General features: G+C 37.3%; 17 protein-coding genes and 1 CRISPR repeat array (1 of these 18 cut by a window edge). All 17 genes read left to right on the forward strand.

The features are described from left to right. Nucleotides 1-101 precede the first annotated feature (101 nt). The 17 genes from cas6 to cas2 all read left to right on the forward strand — a co-directional run bounded on the left by cas6 (nucleotide 102) and on the right by cas2 (nucleotide 18,147). The gene (gene cas6, locus EV203_RS07980; RefSeq protein ID WP_031314064.1) at nucleotides 102-857 is read left to right on the forward strand and encodes a CRISPR-associated endoribonuclease Cas6; all 756 of its coding nucleotides are present in this window, start codon (nucleotides 102-104) and stop codon (nucleotides 855-857) included. A 42-nt stretch (nucleotides 858-899) separates the two neighbouring features. Then, nucleotides 900-1,847, forward strand: coding sequence for a CRISPR-associated protein Csx14 (locus EV203_RS07985; RefSeq protein ID WP_243700625.1), 948 nt, complete (start codon nucleotides 900-902; stop codon nucleotides 1,845-1,847). 22 nt (nucleotides 1,848-1,869) lie between these two features. Next, nucleotides 1,870-2,256 carry a CRISPR-associated protein Csx15 gene (gene csx15, locus EV203_RS07990; protein ID WP_132039952.1) on the forward strand — a complete coding sequence of 129 codons (387 nt, stop codon included), beginning with the start codon at nucleotides 1,870-1,872 and terminating at the stop codon, nucleotides 2,254-2,256. A 31-nt stretch (nucleotides 2,257-2,287) separates the two neighbouring features. Further along, nucleotides 2,288-3,565, forward strand: a complete 1,278-nt coding sequence (gene csx2, locus EV203_RS07995; protein WP_132039954.1) for a TIGR02221 family CRISPR-associated protein — start codon at nucleotides 2,288-2,290, stop codon at nucleotides 3,563-3,565. A gap of 112 nt (nucleotides 3,566-3,677) precedes the next feature. Then, nucleotides 3,678-4,820 (forward strand): type III-B CRISPR module RAMP protein Cmr1, encoded by a 1,143-nt coding sequence (gene cmr1, locus EV203_RS08000; RefSeq protein WP_043883754.1) that lies wholly within the window; start codon nucleotides 3,678-3,680, stop codon nucleotides 4,818-4,820. Then, nucleotides 4,813-6,756: a type III-B CRISPR-associated protein Cas10/Cmr2 gene (gene cas10 / locus EV203_RS08005; protein ID WP_009609713.1), complete on the forward strand. Its 1,944-nt coding sequence runs from the start codon at nucleotides 4,813-4,815 to the stop codon at nucleotides 6,754-6,756. The genes cmr1 and cas10 overlap by 8 nt, the downstream gene beginning before the upstream one ends. Then, on the forward strand, nucleotides 6,753-7,865 hold the full coding sequence (locus EV203_RS08010) for a type III-B CRISPR module-associated Cmr3 family protein (RefSeq protein ID WP_009609710.1): 1,113 nt from the start codon (nucleotides 6,753-6,755) through the stop codon (nucleotides 7,863-7,865). Before cas10 ends, EV203_RS08010 begins: the two co-directional genes overlap by 4 nt. Then, nucleotides 7,862-8,692: a type III-B CRISPR module RAMP protein Cmr4 gene (cmr4, locus tag EV203_RS08015; RefSeq protein WP_043883753.1), complete on the forward strand. Its 831-nt coding sequence runs from the start codon at nucleotides 7,862-7,864 to the stop codon at nucleotides 8,690-8,692. The genes EV203_RS08010 and cmr4 overlap by 4 nt, the downstream gene beginning before the upstream one ends. Continuing rightward, a complete protein-coding gene (gene cmr5 / locus EV203_RS08020) occupies nucleotides 8,689-9,117 on the forward strand; it encodes a type III-B CRISPR module-associated protein Cmr5 (protein ID WP_043883752.1) in 429 nt (142 codons plus the stop codon). The genes cmr4 and cmr5 overlap by 4 nt, the downstream gene beginning before the upstream one ends. Next, entirely contained in the window at nucleotides 9,114-9,938 is an 825-nt protein-coding gene (gene cmr6 / locus EV203_RS08025; protein WP_009609695.1) for a type III-B CRISPR module RAMP protein Cmr6, read from the forward strand. The genes cmr5 and cmr6 overlap by 4 nt, the downstream gene beginning before the upstream one ends. Before the next feature lie 2 nt (nucleotides 9,939-9,940). Next, nucleotides 9,941-12,055 (forward strand): TIGR02556 family CRISPR-associated protein, encoded by a 2,115-nt coding sequence (locus tag EV203_RS08030; protein WP_043883751.1) that lies wholly within the window; start codon nucleotides 9,941-9,943, stop codon nucleotides 12,053-12,055. Between the two features lie 4 nt (nucleotides 12,056-12,059). Then, nucleotides 12,060-13,052: a type I-B CRISPR-associated protein Cas7/Csh2 gene (gene cas7b / locus EV203_RS08035; protein ID WP_043883750.1), complete on the forward strand. Its 993-nt coding sequence runs from the start codon at nucleotides 12,060-12,062 to the stop codon at nucleotides 13,050-13,052. Between the two features lie 16 nt (nucleotides 13,053-13,068). Next, a complete protein-coding gene (gene cas5b, locus EV203_RS08040) occupies nucleotides 13,069-13,869 on the forward strand; it encodes a type I-B CRISPR-associated protein Cas5b (RefSeq protein WP_009609715.1) in 801 nt (266 codons plus the stop codon). Further along, nucleotides 13,824-16,292 (forward strand): CRISPR-associated helicase/endonuclease Cas3, encoded by a 2,469-nt coding sequence (locus tag EV203_RS08045; protein WP_009609694.1) that lies wholly within the window; start codon nucleotides 13,824-13,826, stop codon nucleotides 16,290-16,292. Before cas5b ends, EV203_RS08045 begins: the two co-directional genes overlap by 46 nt. Further along, nucleotides 16,280-16,813 carry a CRISPR-associated protein Cas4 gene (gene cas4 / locus EV203_RS08050; RefSeq protein ID WP_100525991.1) on the forward strand — a complete coding sequence of 178 codons (534 nt, stop codon included), beginning with the start codon at nucleotides 16,280-16,282 and terminating at the stop codon, nucleotides 16,811-16,813. The genes EV203_RS08045 and cas4 overlap by 13 nt, the downstream gene beginning before the upstream one ends. Nucleotides 16,814-16,855: 42 nt before the next feature. After that, entirely contained in the window at nucleotides 16,856-17,848 is a 993-nt protein-coding gene (gene cas1b / locus EV203_RS08055) for a type I-B CRISPR-associated endonuclease Cas1b (RefSeq protein WP_009609690.1), read from the forward strand. Between the two features lie 35 nt (nucleotides 17,849-17,883). Then, on the forward strand, nucleotides 17,884-18,147 hold the full coding sequence (cas2, locus tag EV203_RS08060; RefSeq protein WP_132039956.1) for a CRISPR-associated endonuclease Cas2: 264 nt from the start codon (nucleotides 17,884-17,886) through the stop codon (nucleotides 18,145-18,147). 489 nt (nucleotides 18,148-18,636) lie between these two features. Beyond that, nucleotides 18,637-21,803: direct repeats of the CRISPR family, unit length 30 nt; unit sequence GTTTTTAGCCTACCTAAGAGGGATTGAAAC (it continues 20,745 nt past the right edge of the window).

Raw genomic sequence — 21,803 nt, forward strand, 5'->3', positions numbered from 1 at the left:
TTTAAAAATTAAGAAGGAAAATGGAAATTGGTGTAGAATATTATACATACAAAACCAATACAACCATATCTTCACTGGAAATATTACATGAGGTGTTGAAGATGAGAATAACTTTAGAATTTACAGGAGAAAAAAATTTAATACTGCCCATTCATTACAATTACATAGTACAAGGACTTTTGTACGATTTGATGGGCGATACAGATTTTGCTGCTTTTCTCCACGATGTAGGTTTTCAATATGAGAAAAGAAAGTTTAAATTGTTTACATTTTCTAGAATTGAAGGGGAATTTCAAATTGTGGAGAAGCCAAAGGGTTATAAAAAGATAATAATAAAACCGCCTTTTAAATTCACAGTAGCTTCGCCTCTGGAGGAGGTAATAATTGATATTTCGAAAAACGTTTTAAAGAGAGAATACTGCCATTTTAACGGTCAAAAGTTTACTTTAAATTCTTTGAACATAGAAAACCCTCCGGTTTTCAAGGAGAAAGCCCGAATAAAATTTATTTCGCCGGTGGTAATGTATACCACTCTGAGGGATGGAGACAAAAAATATACGTATTATTATTCTCCCTGGGACGAAAAATTTTCTACATTGCTTTTGAACAACCTCATAAAAAAGTATGAGCTGGTATACAAGATAAGGCCACAAAATCCCCATTTTAAGCTCATACCCCTTGTAGAAAAAGAAGACAGAAGGTATTCTAAGATGATTAAATACAAAAATGTCTATGTAAAAGGCTGGATGGGCATATACGATGTAGAAACAACACCTGAACTTCTGGAACTTGCCTATTACACGGGATTAGGAGCTAAAAATTCCCAAGGGTTCGGGTGTTTTGAGATAATAGGGTGAAGTAATTACTATTTAAAATAGTAACACATTACATAGAAAAATTTGAGCAATTTGGATAAAATAATTGACAAGGTGGAAGAGGGCGGAATTATCATGAAAAATCCAAACAAAAAGGAAAGGCTAAAAAAACAAAAAGAAGTTTTAATAGCGACTTTAGGAACTGAACCGCAAGTAATAACCATTGCTTTAGATGAATTGTTAAAAAAAGGGTATTCGGTTAGCAAGGTGGTTGCAATACATACCAATAATCCTAAAGTACTTGATGCATTAAAAATTTTAGATGACGAGTTTTTGAAAGGCTCCTACAACACAGAATTTATTAAAGTACCTGTAAAGGGTTATTCCCATGATGAGGTGATAGAGGATTTTCTTACAGAAGGAAGTGTAAAAGCTTTGCTAAGCACTATTTATAAAGAGATTCGAGAACTTAAGGAAAATGGTTTCACAATCCATTTTCTTATTTCAGGCGGACGAAAAATAATGGGCGTAATAGGGATGCTGGTAGCTCAGCTTTTATTTGGGGATGAAGATCGTTTATGGTATCTTATTACAGAAGGTTGGGAACCGGGGAATGAGCGCAAACTTCATCTTTCAAGTGAGGAAAAAGTCTGGTTAGTGCAAATACCTGTAATACGTTGGTCAGAAGCTTCTACTTTAATGCGTACAGTAGCGGAGATAGGGGATCCTAGTGAAGTTGAGGCTTGGTATAAAAAATTGACTAAAAAAGCGGAGTTTAAGAGAAAAAAGGAATTTTTAAATCATTGGCTTACTCTAGCAGAAAGAGAGATTGTTGAGCTTGTATGTAAAGGTTACGACAATGCATCTATATCTAAGATTCTTCATAAAAAAGAGCAGACTATAGCTAATCAATTGCAAGTCATTTATGAAAAATTAAAGGAGTGGAAGGATTATCCTTCTATGAAAGTAGACCGCAATCTTCTCATTGCAGAATTTGCACCCTATTTTGCCTTAAAAGATCTAGAAGAATAACTACATATGGAGGGTTTTTGCAATGTTTCTCATAAATTTTTCACATCCTCTAACAGAGGACCAAATTCAAAAACTAGAAGAAAAATTGGGGCAAAAAATAGAACGCGTTATGGAAATAGATGCTTATATAGACCAGCAGAAACCCTTAATTCCTCAAATTGCTGAATTAGTAGATAGAGTAGGGTTTACATCTCATGAATGGCAAACAGTACCTTTTATACTAAATCCACCATCTCTCAGCATAAGCGCAGTAACTCTTTTAGCAGAAGTACATGGAAGATGTGGCTATTTCCCTCCTGTATTGCGTCTTCGACCAATAGAAGGAAGCCTTCCCCTCCAGTTTGAAGTAGCAGAGATTATTAGCTTACACCAAGTGAGGGAGGAGGCGAGGAGAAAAAGAGGAAGTTAAGAAAAAAGTTAAATTTGAAAGGGGATAAGTGATGAAAAAAGCAATAAGTTTTCTAGGCAAAGGACAATATAAAGAAGTTATTTATGTCTGGAAAGATAAACAAATAAAAACCTATCTTTTTCCAGAAGCAGTTGCTGAAATTTTTCAACCTGAGGAAGTTATAGTATTACTGACTCCATCGGCTAAAAATTATAGACCTCCCAAAGGAGAGCAGTGCCCCGAATGCAACCAAGCGCTTCCAGAACCTTTAGAAGAAGAGACTTATTGGGAAACTTTACAAAAACGGTTAAAAAATAAAGTTAAATTAGAGGAAAGAGAAATTCCGGAAGGAAAATCAGAAGAGGAACTTTGGGAAATCTTTGATATATGTACTCAAGTTGTAGAAAAAGGAGACGAAGTTATTCTGGATATTACCCATGCTTTTCGCTCTTTGCCTTTAATAGTATTTGCGGCAGCTGTCTACTTAAAAAGGGTCAAAGGAGTAAAAATTGAAGCTATTTTATACGGCGCTTATGAAGCAAAAGAGGAAGATAGGGTTCCTATTTTTGACTTAACAAAATTGATAGATTTGTTTGATTGGATGATTGGAGTAGAGTTTTTGCGACAAAGAAGTGATGCTGCTTTTTTGGCAGAGCAAATTGCTGAAACACAAAATAGGCTTTGGAAAGAAAATCAGCAAGGGGAGAGACCAACTAAATTAAAGAAATTAGGAGAAGGGCTCAAAAAAATATCACAGGCTTTGCAGTTGCTCCGTCCTTTAAAAGTTATGGAATTTTCTCAAGAATTATTGCCTTTGTTTGAACAGGCTTCAGACGAAGTAAAGACTTGGGCTAAACCTTTTGGGGTAGTTTTAGACGAAATAAAAAGGGAAATAAAGGAATTGGCTTATGAATGCGATTCACAGAAGTTAACTGGGGAGAATCTACGACGCCAATTAGCGATTATTCGACATTATATAGATAAGGGACGATACACAGAGGGAATTTTATTAACTAGAGAATGGATAGTGGATTTGGTAGCTTACAAAAATCTGAAAGAAGAATGGTTGGATAGGGATTACAGGACGAATACAATAGAGTTAGCCCTAAACAGTAGTTTGAAAAAGAAAAAAGGGGAGGAAGCTTTAGTACCAGAATGGTTTGAGCAATTGGCTGAGAGCGAAAAATTAGTTAAACTGTGGGGACAAATCAGAGATTTACGGAATAGCATTGCCCACTGCGGTAAAACAAAGGGCGCTCAAGAAATACCAACCAGCATTGAAAAACAATTAAAAGAAATTTATTCAATGTTGGAAAAACTTTTAGATTAGGGAAAGAACTAAAAAGTAAAAATTTGTTTTAGCAAATACAGACAATAAAGTAAGGGCGAGAAAGCGGGGGTAAATTTATTTTTAAGATTGGCAAAAGAAAAGGGGTGGGAAAGTGCGAATTGAAGCTACATATCATATAAGCACACCTATGTTCATGGGTGGGGCTGATAATAGAACTGATACAGAGCTTAGGCCTTCCAGCCTGAAAGGGCTCTTGCGATTTTGGTTCCGGGCTGTTGCCTGGCCCCAGCTGGGTTCTCTAAAAAAAGTTTTTGAGGTAGAAAATAGTATTTTTGGCAGTACTGAGGGGCAAGCTAAGTTTCTTATAAAAATTGATGATAATACGCTTATGCCTAATAAGAAACAGATTTTCAATAAATATACTTATGGATTAAATTACTTAGGGTATGGTTTGACAGAAAAAGGAGAATTAATTAGGTCATATATTGAAAACGGCAGGAGTTTTACTCTCACTTTATTCTTAAAAAAATCTGTATCAGAAGAAGAATTAAAATTTGTGAAACAATCTTTACAGGCTCTGGGGCTTTTTGGCGGAGCAGGAGCCAGGTCCAGGAGAGGCTTTGGCTCTCTTTCTCTGGTTTCTCTGCGAATTGAAAATAATGAAGAGTGGAATGAGCCTTGTAATGTAGAAGAGTTACAAAATATCATCCGAGAATTTCTAAACATAGTAAGCAAAAGCAGTGATCTGCCTCCATATACAGCTTTTAGTACTAAAACTCAAATATTTATAAAAAAGGGAAATAGTGATCCCATTGCACTTTTAAATGAGATCGGTATGGAATTACTGAGATATCGGAGTTACGGTCGAGCTTCAAAAGATAAACATATGTTACCTTGGAATGAGAAGGCGGAGCAAAATTTTACTGATGACCATGACTTAATGCTGGATTTCTTAAATGGAAAGAAAATTAACAGAATTCCACGGCGAGTGGTTTTTGGTTTACCTCATAATTACTTTTTTAGCGGTAAAGGAAAAGTTTCTATAGAACCACATTCAAAAGGACAAAAGAGAAGAGCGAGCCCTTTGTTTATTCACATTCATAAATTATCCGACGGTAGTTATGTAGCAGTGCTAAGCTTGATTCCATCTCAATTTTTACCTTCTAATGTAAATGTGGAAATCAAAACAGGAAGACAAACGACGATTATACCTCCTCAAGTAGACTACAATGTGATTTCTATCTTTCTTGAGCGCCCTACTTTAAAAGCCGAGGTGGTGTGGCCAAATGAGTAAAGTGAGTTTACATTTTTCAATAGGTCCTGTTCAAGAGTTTGTTGCTCAAGCCAGAAAAACCAGGGACTTCTGGGTTGGCTCTTTCCTCCTTTCATATCTTTCGGGCCTTGCAATTATAGAAGTTCTAGAGGGTAATGGAGAAATTGTATTTCCTGCAGTAACTGATCAGGGTAAAATAGTTGATCCGCTACTAAAAACTATAGAGGCGCTAAAAAAAGGAGTAAAAATCCAAAAAGGACCCAGTATTGCTACTCTGCCCAATCGCTTTATGGCAATAGTACCAGAAGATTTTGAGCCTCAAAGATGCGCAGATGCTGTAAGAAGCGGATGGGGAAAGATAGCTCAAGCTGTTTGGGAGAGGTTTGTAAAACCCATAGCTCATGAGGGGAAAGATACGGAAAACATATGGAGGCGTCAGGTCGAAAATTTTTGGGAGATAAACTGGGCTTTGGGGGATGAAAAAGAAATAGATCTTTTAGATCGAAAGAAAAACTGGAGAAGACGTATCTTGCCACCTGAACCTGGTGATAAATGCACCCTGATGGGACATTTTCAGGAACTTTCAGGGTATTTGCGCATAAGAGAAAGAGAAAAACAGGATGCTTTTTGGGAATCTTTAAGAAAACAAGTAGGCGGGTACGAGCTGGATGAAAGGGAGAGACTTTCTGCTATAGGGTTAATCAAAAGGCTTTTTCCTTTGGTAGCTCGTGAATCTATAGGATGGGATCCTGAGCAGAAAAATTATCCTTCTACTCCGTATTTGTCAGCTTTGCCGTGGATAATAAAGGCAGTAAAAAATCTTCCAGAAATAGTGAGACAATACGCAGAATGTGCTTCTTCTCTTCCTGGAGCTACATATAAGGAAGATTTAGAGCTTTTCCCTTCGCTGAGAGAAATCGCAAACCGCGATACCCAGACGAGAGAATTTCTCTCTCTGAATGGCAATTGTTTTCACCAAGCTGCTTTGAGTAATCCCAATCTCTGGGTGCAAGAAGGTGGGGAAGATCCCAAAGATGAGAGAGAAAAATGTCAAAAAGCTTTAAAGGAGCTTACGGGCAAGGTAGGAGAAAAGCCTTCTTCCTTCTATGCTCTTCTTTTGATGGATGGAGATAGAATGGGTGCTCTTTTGCGAAGGTACAATGCCAAAAAGATTAGTTCTGCCTTGAATAGTTTTTCTAAAAACGTAAAAGATGTTGTACAACTTCATAATGGAGTTTTGGTCTATGCCGGAGGAGATGACGTCTTAGCAATGGTTTCTCTGGAAAAAGCGCTATCTCTGGCTCTTAAGTTGCGGGAAGCATACGTCAATGCTTTTAGGGAAACCTTTGGAGATGATTACAAAGTTTTGGAGGAAGATGGTGAAGGCACTATTTCAGCAGCTTTAGTATATGCCCACTACAATGTTCCATTAACAGGAGTTATAAAGGAGGCTCATGACATACTGGATAGAGTAGCTAAAGATGAAACTGGAAGAGATAGCTTAGCTGTAACTGTTTGGAAAGGATCGGGGCGAGTTTTAACTTGGTCTGCTCCTTGGGAGTTCATCAAAACCCATAACAGCAATATCTTTGATGAGTTTTTAAATGCTTTGTCCAAAGGAGACAAGCCTAAAGAATACAATTTTGCTTTCTTTTACAATTTGCGGGAGAGAATAGAACCTTTGTTTTCTCAGGAGGGGAAGCTACCGGAACAATGGATATCTGAAGAGCATTTAGTAGACCTTTTGGCTGCAGAATACAGGAAAAATAGGGAGCGCCAAGTGGACTGGCCTACAGCAAGAGAAAAAGCAAAGAATATTTTAAAGCTTTGCCAGAGGGTTAAAAGAAAAGAAAAGGAAGATGGGAAGGGGTACTTGATGGATGTAGACAAAGCCAGTTTTCAGACCGATGGTCTTATGCTGGTGAAATTTCTAAGCCAGAAAGGGGTGGGGGTATGAACTGGAGCAGGTGGTCCTTTGAAGCTTTGGACACTTTCTTTTTCCGGGGCGGAGTCTCATTTCATGCGGGCGAAGGAGGATACAGTAGCGTACAGAGCCTTTTTCCACCCTTTATAACCACCCTACAGGGGGCAGTAAGATATAGTTTAGCCATAAAGAGAGGGTGGTCTCCTGAAAAGCCTAATTTATGGCCTAAAGAGCTGGGCGATTCAGATAATTTAGGTGAAATTCAGTTTAGAGGTCCTCATCTCTTGTACAAAAATCAGCCTTATTTTCCTGCACCTCTTTTACTTCTGAAAAAAGGCAAGGATTTTTTGAGGTTGGTGCCCGGTTCCAGGGTTCGTTGCGATTTAGGGGAAGTTCGCCTTCCTGTTATAGCAGGTGAAGGTGGAGAAAGGTATAAGGTAATAGAAGGGGAGTATATATCTCGAGAAGGTCTTCAGAAGGTGATACAAGGCGGCCTTCCCAATGAGGAAGATATATTGCCCAGGGACAAGATATATTTGAATGAAGCCCGCATAGGTTTGGAGCGGTCCGATAAAACCCGCACCGCCAAGGAGGGCCATCTTTACTATGTAGTTCATGTAAGACCTCAAAAAGAAACATCTTTGGCCATATATGTAGGAGGCATTCCTGATGATTGGGACATTTCTGGCATCAAAGCAATACCTTTAGGTGGAGAAGGGCGCCTGGCCAGGGTTGAGATAAACGAAGAACTGCCTGAAAAAGTTTTACCTTCATTTCCAGAAATTCATCCTGATAAAGATGGCAAATTGCGCTTTTTTGCTTTACTTATTACGCCTGGATGGTTTGAAAAATTAGATACCGTTATACTTCAAGGTCCTCCAGAGATTACTAATGAAATCCCTAGCAAAGTGGTATCGGCATGCATAGGTAAAACTCTATATATAGGAGGATGGGACTTAAAAAAACAGGAACCTAGGCCTTTAGTACCTGTTCTTCCTCCTGGTAGCCTATGGTTTTATGAAGCGGAAAATAGAGAGGGCATAAAAGAGAAACTGAGACAACTTCATGGGCAATGCTTAGGAGAAAAAAGAAATTATGGCTTTAGCCAGATAATTATAGGTAGATGGGAGGAGATAAGATGAAGGGTAGTATTTTATCTCTTTTTGCGGAGACCAGTTTGCATCCTGGGGTGGGACAAGTGGTAGGAGCAGTGGACTTACCTGTAGCTCGGGAAAAAACCACAGGTTATCCAGTTATAGTGGGTTCTAGCTTAAAAGGTGCTTTGAGAGATAAGGCAGAGCAGGTATGGGGAGAAAAAGAAGAAAAATTAAAGCGGATTTTTGGCGAATCAAACCAAGCGGGATCTTTGCTTATAACCGATGCTCGTCTTCTTCTTTTACCTGTGAGGTCTCTACCAGGCCCCTTTAAGTGGGTTACTTGCCCCTATATTTTAGAGCGTCTAAAAAGAGATGGAGAGCTGATGGGGCTGTCTTGGGATTTCGATATACCTGACCCGGGGGATAAAGCCTTAGTTCAAGAAGAAATGGGAGAACTTTTTCTGGAAGAAATAGTTTTTTCCACAAGCAAAGGTAAAGATCTCAATAAAATAGTAGAAACTTTAAAAGAGTTCATTCCCCATGATTCAGTAAAAAAGCGTCTAGAAACTCAGTTAGTGATCATCGATGATAAAGAATTTCAATATTTCGCTCAGTACGGACTACCTGTTAATGCCCGGAATGTACTGAATAAAAACAAGACCAGTGACAACCTATGGTATGAAGAAGTAATTCCCCCTGATACATTATTCTATTCTCTTATTTTTGAAAGAAAACTTACAGAGGATCAAAATGACTTATATGAGGTTGAGTCTTTGTTTAAAGATAGTCCATATCTCCAAGTGGGAGGAAACGAAACCATAGGTCAGGGTTGGTGCAGGATACAGTGGTTTTCTGGAGGTGAATCCAGATGAGGCCCTCTATTGCTCAAGAAAGGGCTAAACATGCCTTGAACGAAATTAGAAAAATAAATAACGACAATGGTAGGTACTCTTCTGATGATAAGAATAAATACGCTTCATATGTAGAAAGTTTGCCTGCAGCAATTTTGGCAAATGGCTTAGGACAAGCCATGGCTACTCTTTTAGCCCAGGCCAAAGGTGATAAGGAAGACCTCCACTATGTCCTGTACAATTCCATACAGAGCTGGCTCTGCAGAGATCATTCCCAAGCTCCTTATCGCAATGCAGAAGATTTGATGGAGGCCATTGTCAACAGTAACAGGGAGACATATATTCAAGCCCAAATGGAAGTTTTAGCTTATCTGGAGTGGCTTAAAAAATTTGCTGTGGCTTTTTTTAAGAAAGAGACTGTTGTTGAGAAGGAGGAAACATCATGATTCCTCTTTATCAAGAAGTGCACAACATTAAGCTGTGGGGAAAATATCAAAAAAATTTCAACACTGGCCTCTGGTATGATAAATTTTTCCATCAATGGAAAGACGGTTGGACTATAGCGGAAGATGGGAAAAAAGCATGGATTCAATCGGTGACTAATGGTGACATAGGCGACCCATCACTTATACAAGAAGCTCTTACTCGCCTTTTATCTCTTGTAACGACTTTGGGTGGAAGTTATATGTGTTACAAAACCCAGTGGCGGTTTGTTACCGGCTTGGGAAGAAAACACCCCATAGAAAATGGTTTTGTTTGGCACCATACTTTGGGAGTGCCTTATCTTCCGGGAAGTTCTTTCAAAGGATTAATCCGTTCTTGGGCAGATGAATGGGGAGAGATAGATTCGGAAGAAATAGAGAAAATCTTTGGACCCAAAGGCAAGGGCAAATCCGATAAAGTAGGGAGTATTATTTTCTTTGATGTGTTACCAATAAAAGCTATTAAATTAGAAGCTGATGTAATGACACCCCATTACAGCCCCTATTATTTGCAAGAGAAAAGTAAAATCGAAAAAACGCCGGGAGATTGGTATGACCCTGTGCCCATACCTTTTTTAACAGTAGCTTCAGACCAAACTTTTGTTTTTGCCATAGCTCCTCGTGGTAAAGAAGGGAAAGAAGATATAGTCAAATTGCAGGAATGGATAAAAGAAGCTCTTAGCTGGGCTGGAGCCGGAGCTAAAACTGCTGTAGGTTATGGTCGATTTGAGCCAGACGAAAGAGCTCAGAGAGAATTGATACAATCATTAAAGAGAGAGGGATAAAAATGTTAGAGGCAGTAACTTTTATTGGCAAAAACTTAGGCGTTGATGAAGAAATGCTTCTCTACCTTATAGAAGATTTGACTTCACCTAAGAAGGATGAAAAACAATATTTAGTCAAACTTCAATTCTTTGAAAAAGGGGGAAAATTAGAATTTAATTTTGATTTTGAGGAGATTCCAGAGGAAGATAAATCTAGAAAAGATTTTTTGCTTCGCTGGCGCTTTGTAGGCAATGCCAAAGGGAATATACCTCAGATATTCCTTACGGTGACTAATTTAAATTATCTTGTGGGCTCTACACTCTATAACCTTTATCAGACACTTTTACGCCGGGGCAGGCAAAATTCAGAATTGGCCCTTTCAATAGATAAAGTATTAAAAGAATATTTTGTTTTGCTGCCAAATGGTGAGAGCTTGTTTAATATTAGAAAAATTGGTTTTCCTCTAAAGAATGAAAAGCTGAAAGAAGGTCTTAGTGAACTGGATAAACTTTTATATCAGTTAAAACAGTATCAGCAAAGAGGGCAAACTGATAAAGAGGCGCAAAAAGAAGTTAAAGATATTATTAAAAAAGCTAAAGAGCTAATTAAGAAAAAAGATTTAGCCAAATTAGTAGCGCAAGAGTTGTCAGAAGAGATTGCTAGAAAAACTGGAGTAAAAAAGAGGCAAATAGTTCTGTGGACAATAGTTTTAAATGATAGACCATTAGTAGATTTGTCACCTTATGACAAAGTAATCATCGAGCATCGCACAGAAGGATTTGAAGAAGAGGTGCTGGAAGGATATTGCTCCATTTGTGGAGAGAAGAAGGAAAGAGTTAGTCCTACTGCTTTTAAAAGACTCCAATTTTTTAAGCCTTATATAACTGATAAAATTGGTTTTGCTTCTGAATTAGATATGAAAGGTTTTTCTCGCAATTTTCTCATTTGTGAGGAGTGTTTTAATTCCCTTTTGGTAGCTGAAAGATATATGCTCAGCAATTTGGGATTTAGAATAGGAAATATAAATTTCTTGCTTTTGCCTTCATTCCTTTTAACACATGATTTAGAAGAATGGAGGGTAGATTTCTCAGCCATAGTAGAAAAATTAAAAAGAAAAACACAAAATATTGTAGACTTTACCGGTCAGGTAAGAAGTATAACGGATGAAACAGAATTTGAAAGAAAGCTTAGAGAAATGCTTCAAGAAATGGGAGAAGGAGGGATAGAAGATAAGGCTCTTTTAACTTTCCTTTTTTATCAAAAAGCGCAAAGTGAATTTAGAGTCTTAGGTTTAATTGAAGATGTAGCCCCAAGCAGATTATACCAAATCTTTAGAAAAAGTAACCAACTCTCAAATACAGCTGTTGAATTATTAGGTGGTGTTTCAAAAAGAGATTGGTGGCTTGACCTTACAAAACTATATTATCTTTTGCCTTTGAAAGAGGGTGATAAAACAGAGCATAAGAAGTTACTTTATCTTTATAACGGCCTACTTAAAAGGAATCCTTTAGACTATAATTTTCTTATAACTCAATTTGTAATATTGGCGCGTATCTATTTAACAGATTCATTAGCTGGTACTAATCAAGAGAGGAGAAGAATTACTCAAGAAAATAGGGATTGGGTTTTAAGCCAGGAAATTTTAAGGGCTGGACTATTAATAAAACTTTTGAAGGAAGAAAATTTATTGAAAGGAGTGAGGAACTTGCCAGAAATATCAGAAATGCCGGATTTAAAGCCGGAGATAAAGAGCTATTTATTAGAGATGAAATATAATGAACCTCAGGCTGCTCTCTTTTTGATGGGCTATCTCATAAGCGAAGTAGGTAAGGGACAATACTCTTCAGGGCATAAGAGCAAACCTATTTTAGACAAAATCAACTATCAAGGTATGAGCTGGCAAAAAGTTCAGCAATTGTCCAACTTGATTTTTGAAAAACTAAGACAGTATGATAAACTTCGCTTCAATGAGCAGGTTTACAGTGAGATGAAAAAGCTCATGGACAAATACCGCGGTGAAAAAGATTGGCCTTTGACATCTGAGGAAAACGTCTTTTATATACTGTCAGGGTATGCTTTTGGTTCCAGAATGTCAGGTAAAAAAGAAAATTTAGAAGAAAAAGAAGAGGAGGAATGATTTTATGAGGAATCTTGTTGATAAAAATGGTGAAATATTGTTTATTTACGATGCGACAATGTGCAATCCCAACGGAGACCCCGATGACGAAAATAGACCAAGAATGGATTTAGAACAAGAGCGTAATTTAGTTTCCGATGTGAGGCTTAAACGCTACATAAGAGACTATTTGTACGATTATTTCCAAGCCAAGGGAGAGGACCAGACTATTTATGTGACTAAAGCTGAAGGTGTAGTGCAAGCCGAGGATAGGATAAAAAAGGTCCTGGGTAGGGATAGTGAAGATAGCGTTAGTAGTGCCGATCTGCCAATTTTACTTACAAAACTAATTGATGTACGCCTTTTCGGAGCTACCATGCCTATAAAAGGTGGGAAAAAAGGAGAAGGAGAAGGGATAACTCTTACTGGGCCAGTACAGTTTAATTGGGGATATTCTCTCAATAGAGTTCAATTAGTAGAATCTAATACTATTTCTTCCCAATTTTCTTCAAGGCAGCAGGCTGGGCAAGGCACTTTTGGAAAAGATTATAGACTTTATTATTCTTTGATTGCCTTCCACGGGATTATCAGTGCACGCCGGGTAAGGGAGATGTACAAAAAAGCGGGAGAAAATCCATTGGGGGCTACTACTTATGAGGATTTAGAACTTTTAGATCAAGCTATGCTTAAAGCTATTCCTTTATTGGCTACTCGTTCCAAAATTGGGCAATATCCTCGACTCTATGTCCGATTTGAATATATAGATGATGAGACCTTCATAGGAGATTTAAGACAATATCTCCGACTTTCTGAAGAGGAAGGATTGCGCTCTATTCAAGATGTAAAATTAGAAATTGGAGGAATTACAAGATATTTGGAAGGTATGAAAGAAAAGATTAACAGGGTATTCGTATGGCAAGATCTAGATTTGAGGACACTTGTAAATGGAGAAGAACGAACTTTTTCTGAGATGTTGGAAAATATATTAGGATCTTCGAAAGTAATATCTCTGGTTTAAGAAGGGAGAAGAAGATATGAAGATAGCTGTATTTGATTTGCGGGGGCCTTTCGCCCATTTCCGCAAATATTATACTAATACTTCTTCTTTGTCTTATCCTTTTCCTCCGAGAACAGTATTGATGGGGATAATAGCAGCTATTTTGGGGTGGGAAAGGGATAGTTATTATGAAAAATTAAATCCCGACAACGCGAGATTTGGAGTAGTTATAAAAGTTCCAGTGCGGAGTCTTTTTCAGACGGTAAATTATATTAGAACTAAGGAAGAGGATTTAAATGTGATGAAAAAATTAGGTTTCATGAAAGGAACCCAGGTACCTCTGGAGCTTCTCCTCCCCGGGGGAGGAGCTCCTATGCTGAATTACCGCATTTATTTTGGACATCGAGAAGAAAAAATAACAGAGGAAGTTGCCAAAAGGCTAAAGCAAAATAAACCGTATTTTCCTCTTTACCTGGGTTTGACAGAATTTATTGCCCAAGCTCAATTAGTATATTTTGGTGAACCTTCAAAAGTAATTTCTGCAGGAAAAGAGGTCATGCTTCATTCTATTTTAACGGTTGATTTTCTGAAACAGCCTTTTCTAACTAATGGAATTACATTAAACAGAGAAAAAGCTCCTGAAGCTTTTTCTGAGGGGAGAAATCTTTTGCCCCCTAAAAGTTATATCTACGAAACTCAGGGGCGACCTTGGAAAGCTATACTCTCAGTTGATGCGTATAGTTTTGCTCTGCCTTCAGGGGAAGAAAATGTAGCTTTTATGGAGGGAGAATTATGGTTTACTATGCCCACAGAGAACAAAAAGCCCTCTATCGCTTAGGTGCTCATTTAGTTTTCGTTGCACTCAAATCTGCAGAAGACATAATCAAACTACCCAATGAGAAGGAACTGCTTTTTCCTGGTATTATTGCTGGGTTTGGTCATGATTTTGGTAAATATACTACTTATTTTCAAGATTATTTACTTAAAGAGCAAACTAATCCCTATAAAGATCATGCTTTTATTTCAGCCATATGGAGTGCATTTTTAACAGGCAAAGAAGGATTAAAAGATTGGGATGAATTAATGGTTTTTATGTCAGTTCTCTGGCATCACAGAGATTTGGGAAATATAGAAGAATACCTAATATCTCCTTTAGAGATGGAAGATTATTATGAAAAAGCTCTGGATCCCAATAAAGCCAGACGGTTAGAAATTATAGAACAGCAAATAAAAGACTTAAAAAAACATGCAAAAGCTGTTTCTTTTTCTTTAAATAAAGCCAGGCAGTGGTTAATAAAAATGTTAAGTGCGAAAGACCTTCCTGTCCCTTCTGTTTTGAAGCAAAACTGGGAAGAGCTTTTAAATGAATTTTTTCACGATTGGAAGGATGTTTATCTTTCACTTTATAAAAAATGGAGAAAATTTTATCGAGAAAAAACCACAAAAAACCAGGAGTTAAATGAATATTTCAAAATGGTTTCTCTCTTTTCTGTACTAATAAATAATGATAAACTTCACAGCGGACGGGTCAGAGAAGTTAAACCAGTAGATTTTCCTTCTAATTTGGTAGTCATATATAAAGAAAAACATTTTACTCCTAGTGGAGAACCTAAAATTGTTAACATACGGGAAAAAGTCTTTGAACAAGCAGCTGAACGAATAAGAAACGCACCTCTTGATCATCGCTTTTTTACTCTTACGGCTCCTACTGGCAGTGGCAAGACTCTGGCTGTTATAAATGCAGCATTCATTTTAAGAGAGCGCTTAAAAGAAATCTATGGCACGGCTCCTAAAATTATATATGCACTGCCTTTTACAAGCATAATAGATCAAACTTATGAAGTAATGCATCAGATTTTTTCTAAAACTGTAGATCAGTTTTCCTCCACTCCTTCGCCTTATTTACTTAAACACCATCACTTGAGTGAAATTTTTTATCAAGATAGAGAGGAAGAAGATATGCGAGCTTTTGACGAAGCTATGCTCCTTATAGAAAGCTGGAAAAGTGAGGTGGTAGTTACTACTTTTGTACAGTTACTTCATACTTTGATAGGGAATAGAAATAGAATGCTTAAAAAATTTTCCCAGCTTAACCGTTCCATTTTAATAATGGACGAGGTACAAAATATACCAGTTGAGTATTGGCCTCTTGTGATAAAAGTATTGAAAGAAGCAGCAGAATATTTTGATTTAAGGTTGATTCTTATGACTGCTACCAGACCAGAGTGGTTTGGTCCTGGGGAAGCTATAGAGTTAGCAGGGGAAGCCCAAGATATTATCGGATACTTTAATGAACTTTCTCGAGTTCGATTAAAAATTGAAGGTGGAGAAAAAAGTATAGAAGATGCGGTTAAAATTTTTGTCAATAATTATAAGAAAGACAAGTCTTATCTCGTGATATCTAATACTATCAGAAGTTCAATAGAATTTTATGAAAAACTAACTAAGCTTATGCCTGAAGCTGATGTTTATTATTTATCTACTAATATAATACCTTTGCAAAGAGAGGAGAGGATAAAGAAAATCAAGGAGATACTGAGAAAAGGAGAGAAACCCATTGTAATATCTACCCAAGTGGTAGAAGCAGGAGTAGACTTGGATTTTGATGAGGTTTGGAGAGATATTGGACCTATCGATTCGGTCATACAGGCAGCGGGAAGATGTAATCGTAATTTTAAACATGATAAGGGTACAGTAAAACTTATTGAATTGATAAATGAAAAAGGCGAAATTATGGCTCCATCAGTTTATGGAGGAGTTCATATTCATTGCGCCAAGCAAGTTTTTTCAGAAAGGCGAGAATTTGATGAAAAAGAATTCCCTGTTTTAGTGGAACAATTTTTTGAAATGGTCAGGGAGAAAAAAGACCAGAGTAAAAGTATGGGGCTATTGGAGGCTATGTCTTACTGCCGGTTTACTAAAGCACAGAATGATACTTATGGTGTTAACGATTTTCAATTAATAAAAAATCGGTGGGACCTTGTAAGTATCTATGTAGCTTTAGATGATAAAGCAGAGGAAGTTTGGGATTTTTATCAAAGAGAAGTAATTAAAGCCTCTAATCGGAAAGCGCGATGGGAAGCCTTTTACAAAATAAAAAAGGATTTTGGACGATACATTATTTCTGTACCAGCTAAAGTCTTGATAAACAAAGTAGATATAGGCAAAACCATACCCTATCTTTCCAGAGATTTAGTAGATGAATTTTATGACCCCAATACTGGATTTAAGCTTAAGGAGGAAGGGGCGTGGATCTATTGAGTACTTTATTTCCTTTGGAAGAAGAACTATTTAAGGTTATAGGCAGTTATGTACAGGCCTTTTTTATATGTCCACGTCAGGTATGGTTTATGTCTCGACAGGTATGTCCAGACGAAGATAATATATTTTTACAGATAGGTAGATTAATTCAAAAACAAGCCTATAGTAGGGAAAGAAAAGAAGTGCACATAGAACATTTGGCTTTAGACATGATTAAAAGGGGCGAAAAAACTTTAGTGATAGCTGAAGTTAAGAAAACTTCTAAAGCTATAGAGGCTGCACGAATGCAGTTAGCTTTTTATCTTTATGAATTAAAAAATATGGGGATAGAGGCTGAAGGAGAACTTTTATTTCCAGAGGAGAGAAAAAAAGAGATTTTGATTTTAACCCCAGAATGGGAAGGAAAAGTAGAAAAGGTAAAGCAGGAAATTTTAGAATTGGTAAACCAACCGCTTCCTCCATCTCCTCACAGAGGACGTTATTGTTCCAAATGTGCCTATGCCGAATTTTGCTGGGCATAGGTATGATTAATGAAATAGTAATAAAAGTGAGGTGAAAAGTATTTGCAGAAAACACTTTACCTTTTTGCCAATGGCAGATTGTATAGAAAAGATAATACCATTTGCGTGGAAGGTGAAAAGGAGAAAAAATATTTTCCCGTAGAAAGTGTAAGGGATATATATGTTTTTGGAGAAGTTGATTTGAACAAAAAGTTTATAGAATTCGCCGAAGATAAAGAAATAATTTTGCATTTTTTTGGTTACTATGGTAACTATGTAGGAACTTTTTATCCTAGGGAACATTACAATTCAGGCTATATAATTTTGAAGCAAGCAGAACATTACTTAGACTCTACTAAACGTTTAGACTTAGCAAAAAGATTTGTTCAAGGTGCAGTAGCCAATATTGTACAGGTATTAAAGTATTATCAGAATCGTGGTAAAGATTTAGAAAGCTATTTGTATGCCATTTCCTCATTAGAAGAGAGTTTATCTTCGGTTTCTTCAGTGGAAGAACTAATGGCTTTAGAAGGAAATATTCGACGTTATTACTATGAAAGTTTTAACACAATACTTGATGACACCCCTTTTATTTTGAAAAACAGAAATAAGCGTCCACCTACTGATCCTCTGAATGCCCTTATTAGCTTTGGAAATTCACTGGTTTATACTAAAATTTTGACAGAAATTTATAAGACACATTTAGATCCAAGGATTGGTTATCTCCACACTACTAATTTCAGGCGTTTTACACTGAATTTAGATGTAGCAGAAATTTTTAAACCTATTTATGCCGATAGAGTACTTTTTACCCTCTTAAATAAGAATGTCATAAAAGAAGACGATTTTGAAAATCAAGGAGAAGTGTTTTTACTAAAAGAAAGAGGCAGGCGTCTTTATGTGCAAGAATTTGAAGATAAACTACAAACCACATTTTATCATCGCCGTCTTAAACGCAATGTAAGTTATCAGACTTTGATTCGATTGGAACTATATAAGATAGAAAAACATCTTATTGGAGAAGAATTATATGAACCTTTTGTGAGTAGATGGTGAGATTAAACTATTTTTTCTGCAGGAGTGGAGAAGTTATGTATGTGATTTTGGTATATGATGTAAATGTAAATAGAGTAAATAAAGTTCTAAAAACCGCTCGGCGTTATCTCACTTGGGTGCAGAATTCTGTATTGGAAGGAGAACTCACAGAAGCTACCTATCGAGCTTTAAGAAATGACCTTACTCGCATTATTGACCCTGAAGAAGATTCTGTTCTATTTTATATTTTAGGCAATACTAAATATACTAAAAGAGAACTTTTAGGGATAAAAAAAGGAGGAGAGGAATGGATATATTAAACCCTTCAAGTTTTTTTGATAAACTATGAAGAATTCTGAGACGAACGGTAATTTCAAATTTGTGATTTTCTCTTGGAGTTGTTTTTACAAAAGTTTAGGAGTTTCATCAGGAATATTTTCCAAAAATGAATTCTAAAAGTTTTTAGAAATTCACTATTATCAATAAATTCTGGTACTTTCCCATAGTCATTTTTAAACAATTCTATTTTTTCATAGGGGTAACTTTGATTTGAGTGATTTTTCTATTTTACTGTGTTTTTTGTAAATAATTTGTTGATACCAATTTTATTAAACGTATTTGAATAACAAAATATTTGTCGTCGATCCCTAATAATGCAAAAATCACTGGAGATCGACGACATTTTTATTTTTTGTTTTCATCAAGGTAATTGATTTTATTTAATAATGTGATATAATAAAAGCAAGATACTTGACAAAGTCATTATTAGAGACAAAATTTTCATCCGCTTTTTATGAGGCCTTGAACGTGTTTTTAGCCTACCTAAGAGGGATTGAAACTGAATGGTTACGTACGTATTGATTACACAGACCCTGAGTTTTTAGCCTACCTAAGAGGGATTGAAACAAGCATAAAAGCAAAACAAGATATAGCACAAAGACGTTTTTAGCCTACCTAAGAGGGATTGAAACAAAAAACGATGCTTCAAAGCCTTGATACAACTGCATTGTTTTTAGCCTACCTAAGAGGGATTGAAACCAGGGTTTGGGAGGGAGAGAAGATGGGCAGCCCTTAAGTTTTTAGCCTACCTAAGAGGGATTGAAACTATGCGACCCCAATGGCGTCCTCGTCGCCCTTATACGTTTTTAGCCTACCTAAGAGGGATTGAAACATTTAGAAGGTTTAGAAAGCTTTGTTGCTCCTTCAACGTTTTTAGCCTACCTAAGAGGGATTGAAACTAATCACATTCTAAAAGCATAGAGAGGTCTTCAGATAGTTTTTAGCCTACCTAAGAGGGATTGAAACTCTAATTATATCGCATTAAAGCGTAAAAGCAAAACAAGTTTTTAGCCTACCTAAGAGGGATTGAAACTATGACGTCCCTTGTATGGGGATTGAAAATGGCTCCGTTTTTAGCCTACCTAAGAGGGATTGAAACCAAAAGCGGGGTACCAGTTCGGAGAGTTTGGTATCCCGGTTTTTAGCCTACCTAAGAGGGATTGAAACCTTATCCACAGACTTATCCACAGTTTATGTGTACTTGTTTTTAGCCTACCTAAGAGGGATTGAAACAAAATAGGTATAAGCATTCTACCACCTCTAAAAAGGTTTTTAGCCTACCTAAGAGGGATTGAAACGGAGGAGGAGGACTAATCCTCCTGCCCCCTTTCCTGGTTTTTAGCCTACCTAAGAGGGATTGAAACTCTGTTTATATCCATAGCCATTGTATTAGCCATACCTGTTTTTAGCCTACCTAAGAGGGATTGAAACTTTTTCGGCACGTGCCAACCTTTCGCTGATGATTCTGTGTTTTTAGCCTACCTAAGAGGGATTGAAACCATTTCTACAGTACTTACGCTTTCTTGGCAGTGATGTTTTTAGCCTACCTAAGAGGGATTGAAACGGACGATTTCACCATTTGGTTTAAACACTTTTGGTGGTTTTTAGCCTACCTAAGAGGGATTGAAACCAAATATAACACTACATTAAATCCTGTTTCTAAATAGTTTTTAGCCTACCTAAGAGGGATTGAAACCTTCCCACAAAAGGGAGGCAAGGTCTGGAGCAACCTTGTTTTTAGCCTACCTAAGAGGGATTGAAACTCCATATGGTACATATGGCAAGCATGAACAAAAAGAAGTTTTTAGCCTACCTAAGAGGGATTGAAACATATGGTTGTACAAGGGTTGAATCCAGCTAAAAAGCAGTTTTTAGCCTACCTAAGAGGGATTGAAACCTTCGAGCCCATACAAAAAACTCTGTCTCTTCTGCGGTTTTTAGCCTACCTAAGAGGGATTGAAACTAAGCACCTACTACCTCGTCCTTCCAATCCTCCTCTTGTTTTTAGCCTACCTAAGAGGGATTGAAACGAACCACCAAAAGATAAATGAATACAGGGGCGATGAGGTTTTTAGCCTACCTAAGAGGGATTGAAACTCCAATCCTAATGCGTGGAGATATAACTGTACTTGTGTGTTTTTAGCCTACCTAAGAGGGATTGAAACTGGAGGTGGAGATATGACAGCAATTCCTGAAAAATGCCGTTTTTAGCCTACCTAAGAGGGATTGAAACACAGTGGAGTATGGACTAATACTGGCAAGTCTATTAGTTTTTAGCCTACCTAAGAGGGATTGAAACTCTTCAAAGCAGCTTCTACAGCTGCTTCGAAGGCGTGTTTTTAGCCTACCTAAGAGGGATTGAAACTCGCCAGACAGCCCAAAAGCGTTCAGAGCCTGCCCGTTTTTAGCCTACCTAAGAGGGATTGAAACTGCTCCACCTGCTTTGTTGACGGCTTGGCTCATTTGAGTTTTTAGCCTACCTAAGAGGGATTGAAACAAATATTTTTCTAAAACTTCCATCCCTTTCATTCCTGTTTTTAGCCTACCTAAGAGGGATTGAAACATGAGAGAGCTAAAGGACAGCTTCATACATGTGAAAAGTTTTTAGCCTACCTAAGAGGGATTGAAACTATAGATGTACATGATAGAGCAAATGCATACTTTTTGTGTTTTTAGCCTACCTAAGAGGGATTGAAACAAAAAACGTTACAAATCTAGCTTTATCCCATCCAAGTTTTTAGCCTACCTAAGAGGGATTGAAACCAGGGGAGGAGGAGTAATGATATGAATGCATATCTTTAGTTTTTAGCCTACCTAAGAGGGATTGAAACACGACTGGTGACGCCTCCAGCAATAGAGCCAGTGACGTTTTTAGCCTACCTAAGAGGGATTGAAACTCTCTCTTTTCTTCCTATGCCATCTATATGTCCAACCGTTTTTAGCCTACCTAAGAGGGATTGAAACCTAGCCCTCACAATCCCAAAACATCTACTTGCCTAGTTTTTAGCCTACCTAAGAGGGATTGAAACAAATATTTTTAGCAGCAAACAATGAGTGATACTAATGTTTTTAGCCTACCTAAGAGGGATTGAAACAGTACCAAGAATTGCGGAATGCCGTTAGAGACCACGTTTTTAGCCTACCTAAGAGGGATTGAAACAGTATCAGGCTTATGTGCAGGAATTTCCCTTCCTGGTTTTTAGCCTACCTAAGAGGGATTGAAACCAAGATGGTCAGTATTTACAATAGTTTCTTCATCAGTGTTTTTAGCCTACCTAAGAGGGATTGAAACCGCCCCACCTGCTTTATTAACTGCTTCGCTCATTTGTTTTTAGCCTACCTAAGAGGGATTGAAACTACATTTCTACCACTTTCCCTGCAACGTATTCTTCATATGTTTTTAGCCTACCTAAGAGGGATTGAAACAAAAGCTATAGAAGATTTTACAGCCGAGATGAAGAAGTTTTTAGCCTACCTAAGAGGGATTGAAACAGGAAACCGAAGAAGACTACTCTCTTGTTGCGGAAGTTTTTAGCCTACCTAAGAGGGATTGAAACTTTGTAACATTGTGGGTTTTAGCAATATGTTCTGCGGTTTTTAGCCTACCTAAGAGGGATTGAAACTCACCGGTGCTCGG

This window comes from Caldanaerobacter subterraneus (genome assembly GCF_004345675.1).
GTDB classification, from domain to species: Bacteria; Bacillota; Thermoanaerobacteria; order Thermoanaerobacterales; family Thermoanaerobacteraceae; genus Thermoanaerobacter; species Thermoanaerobacter subterraneus.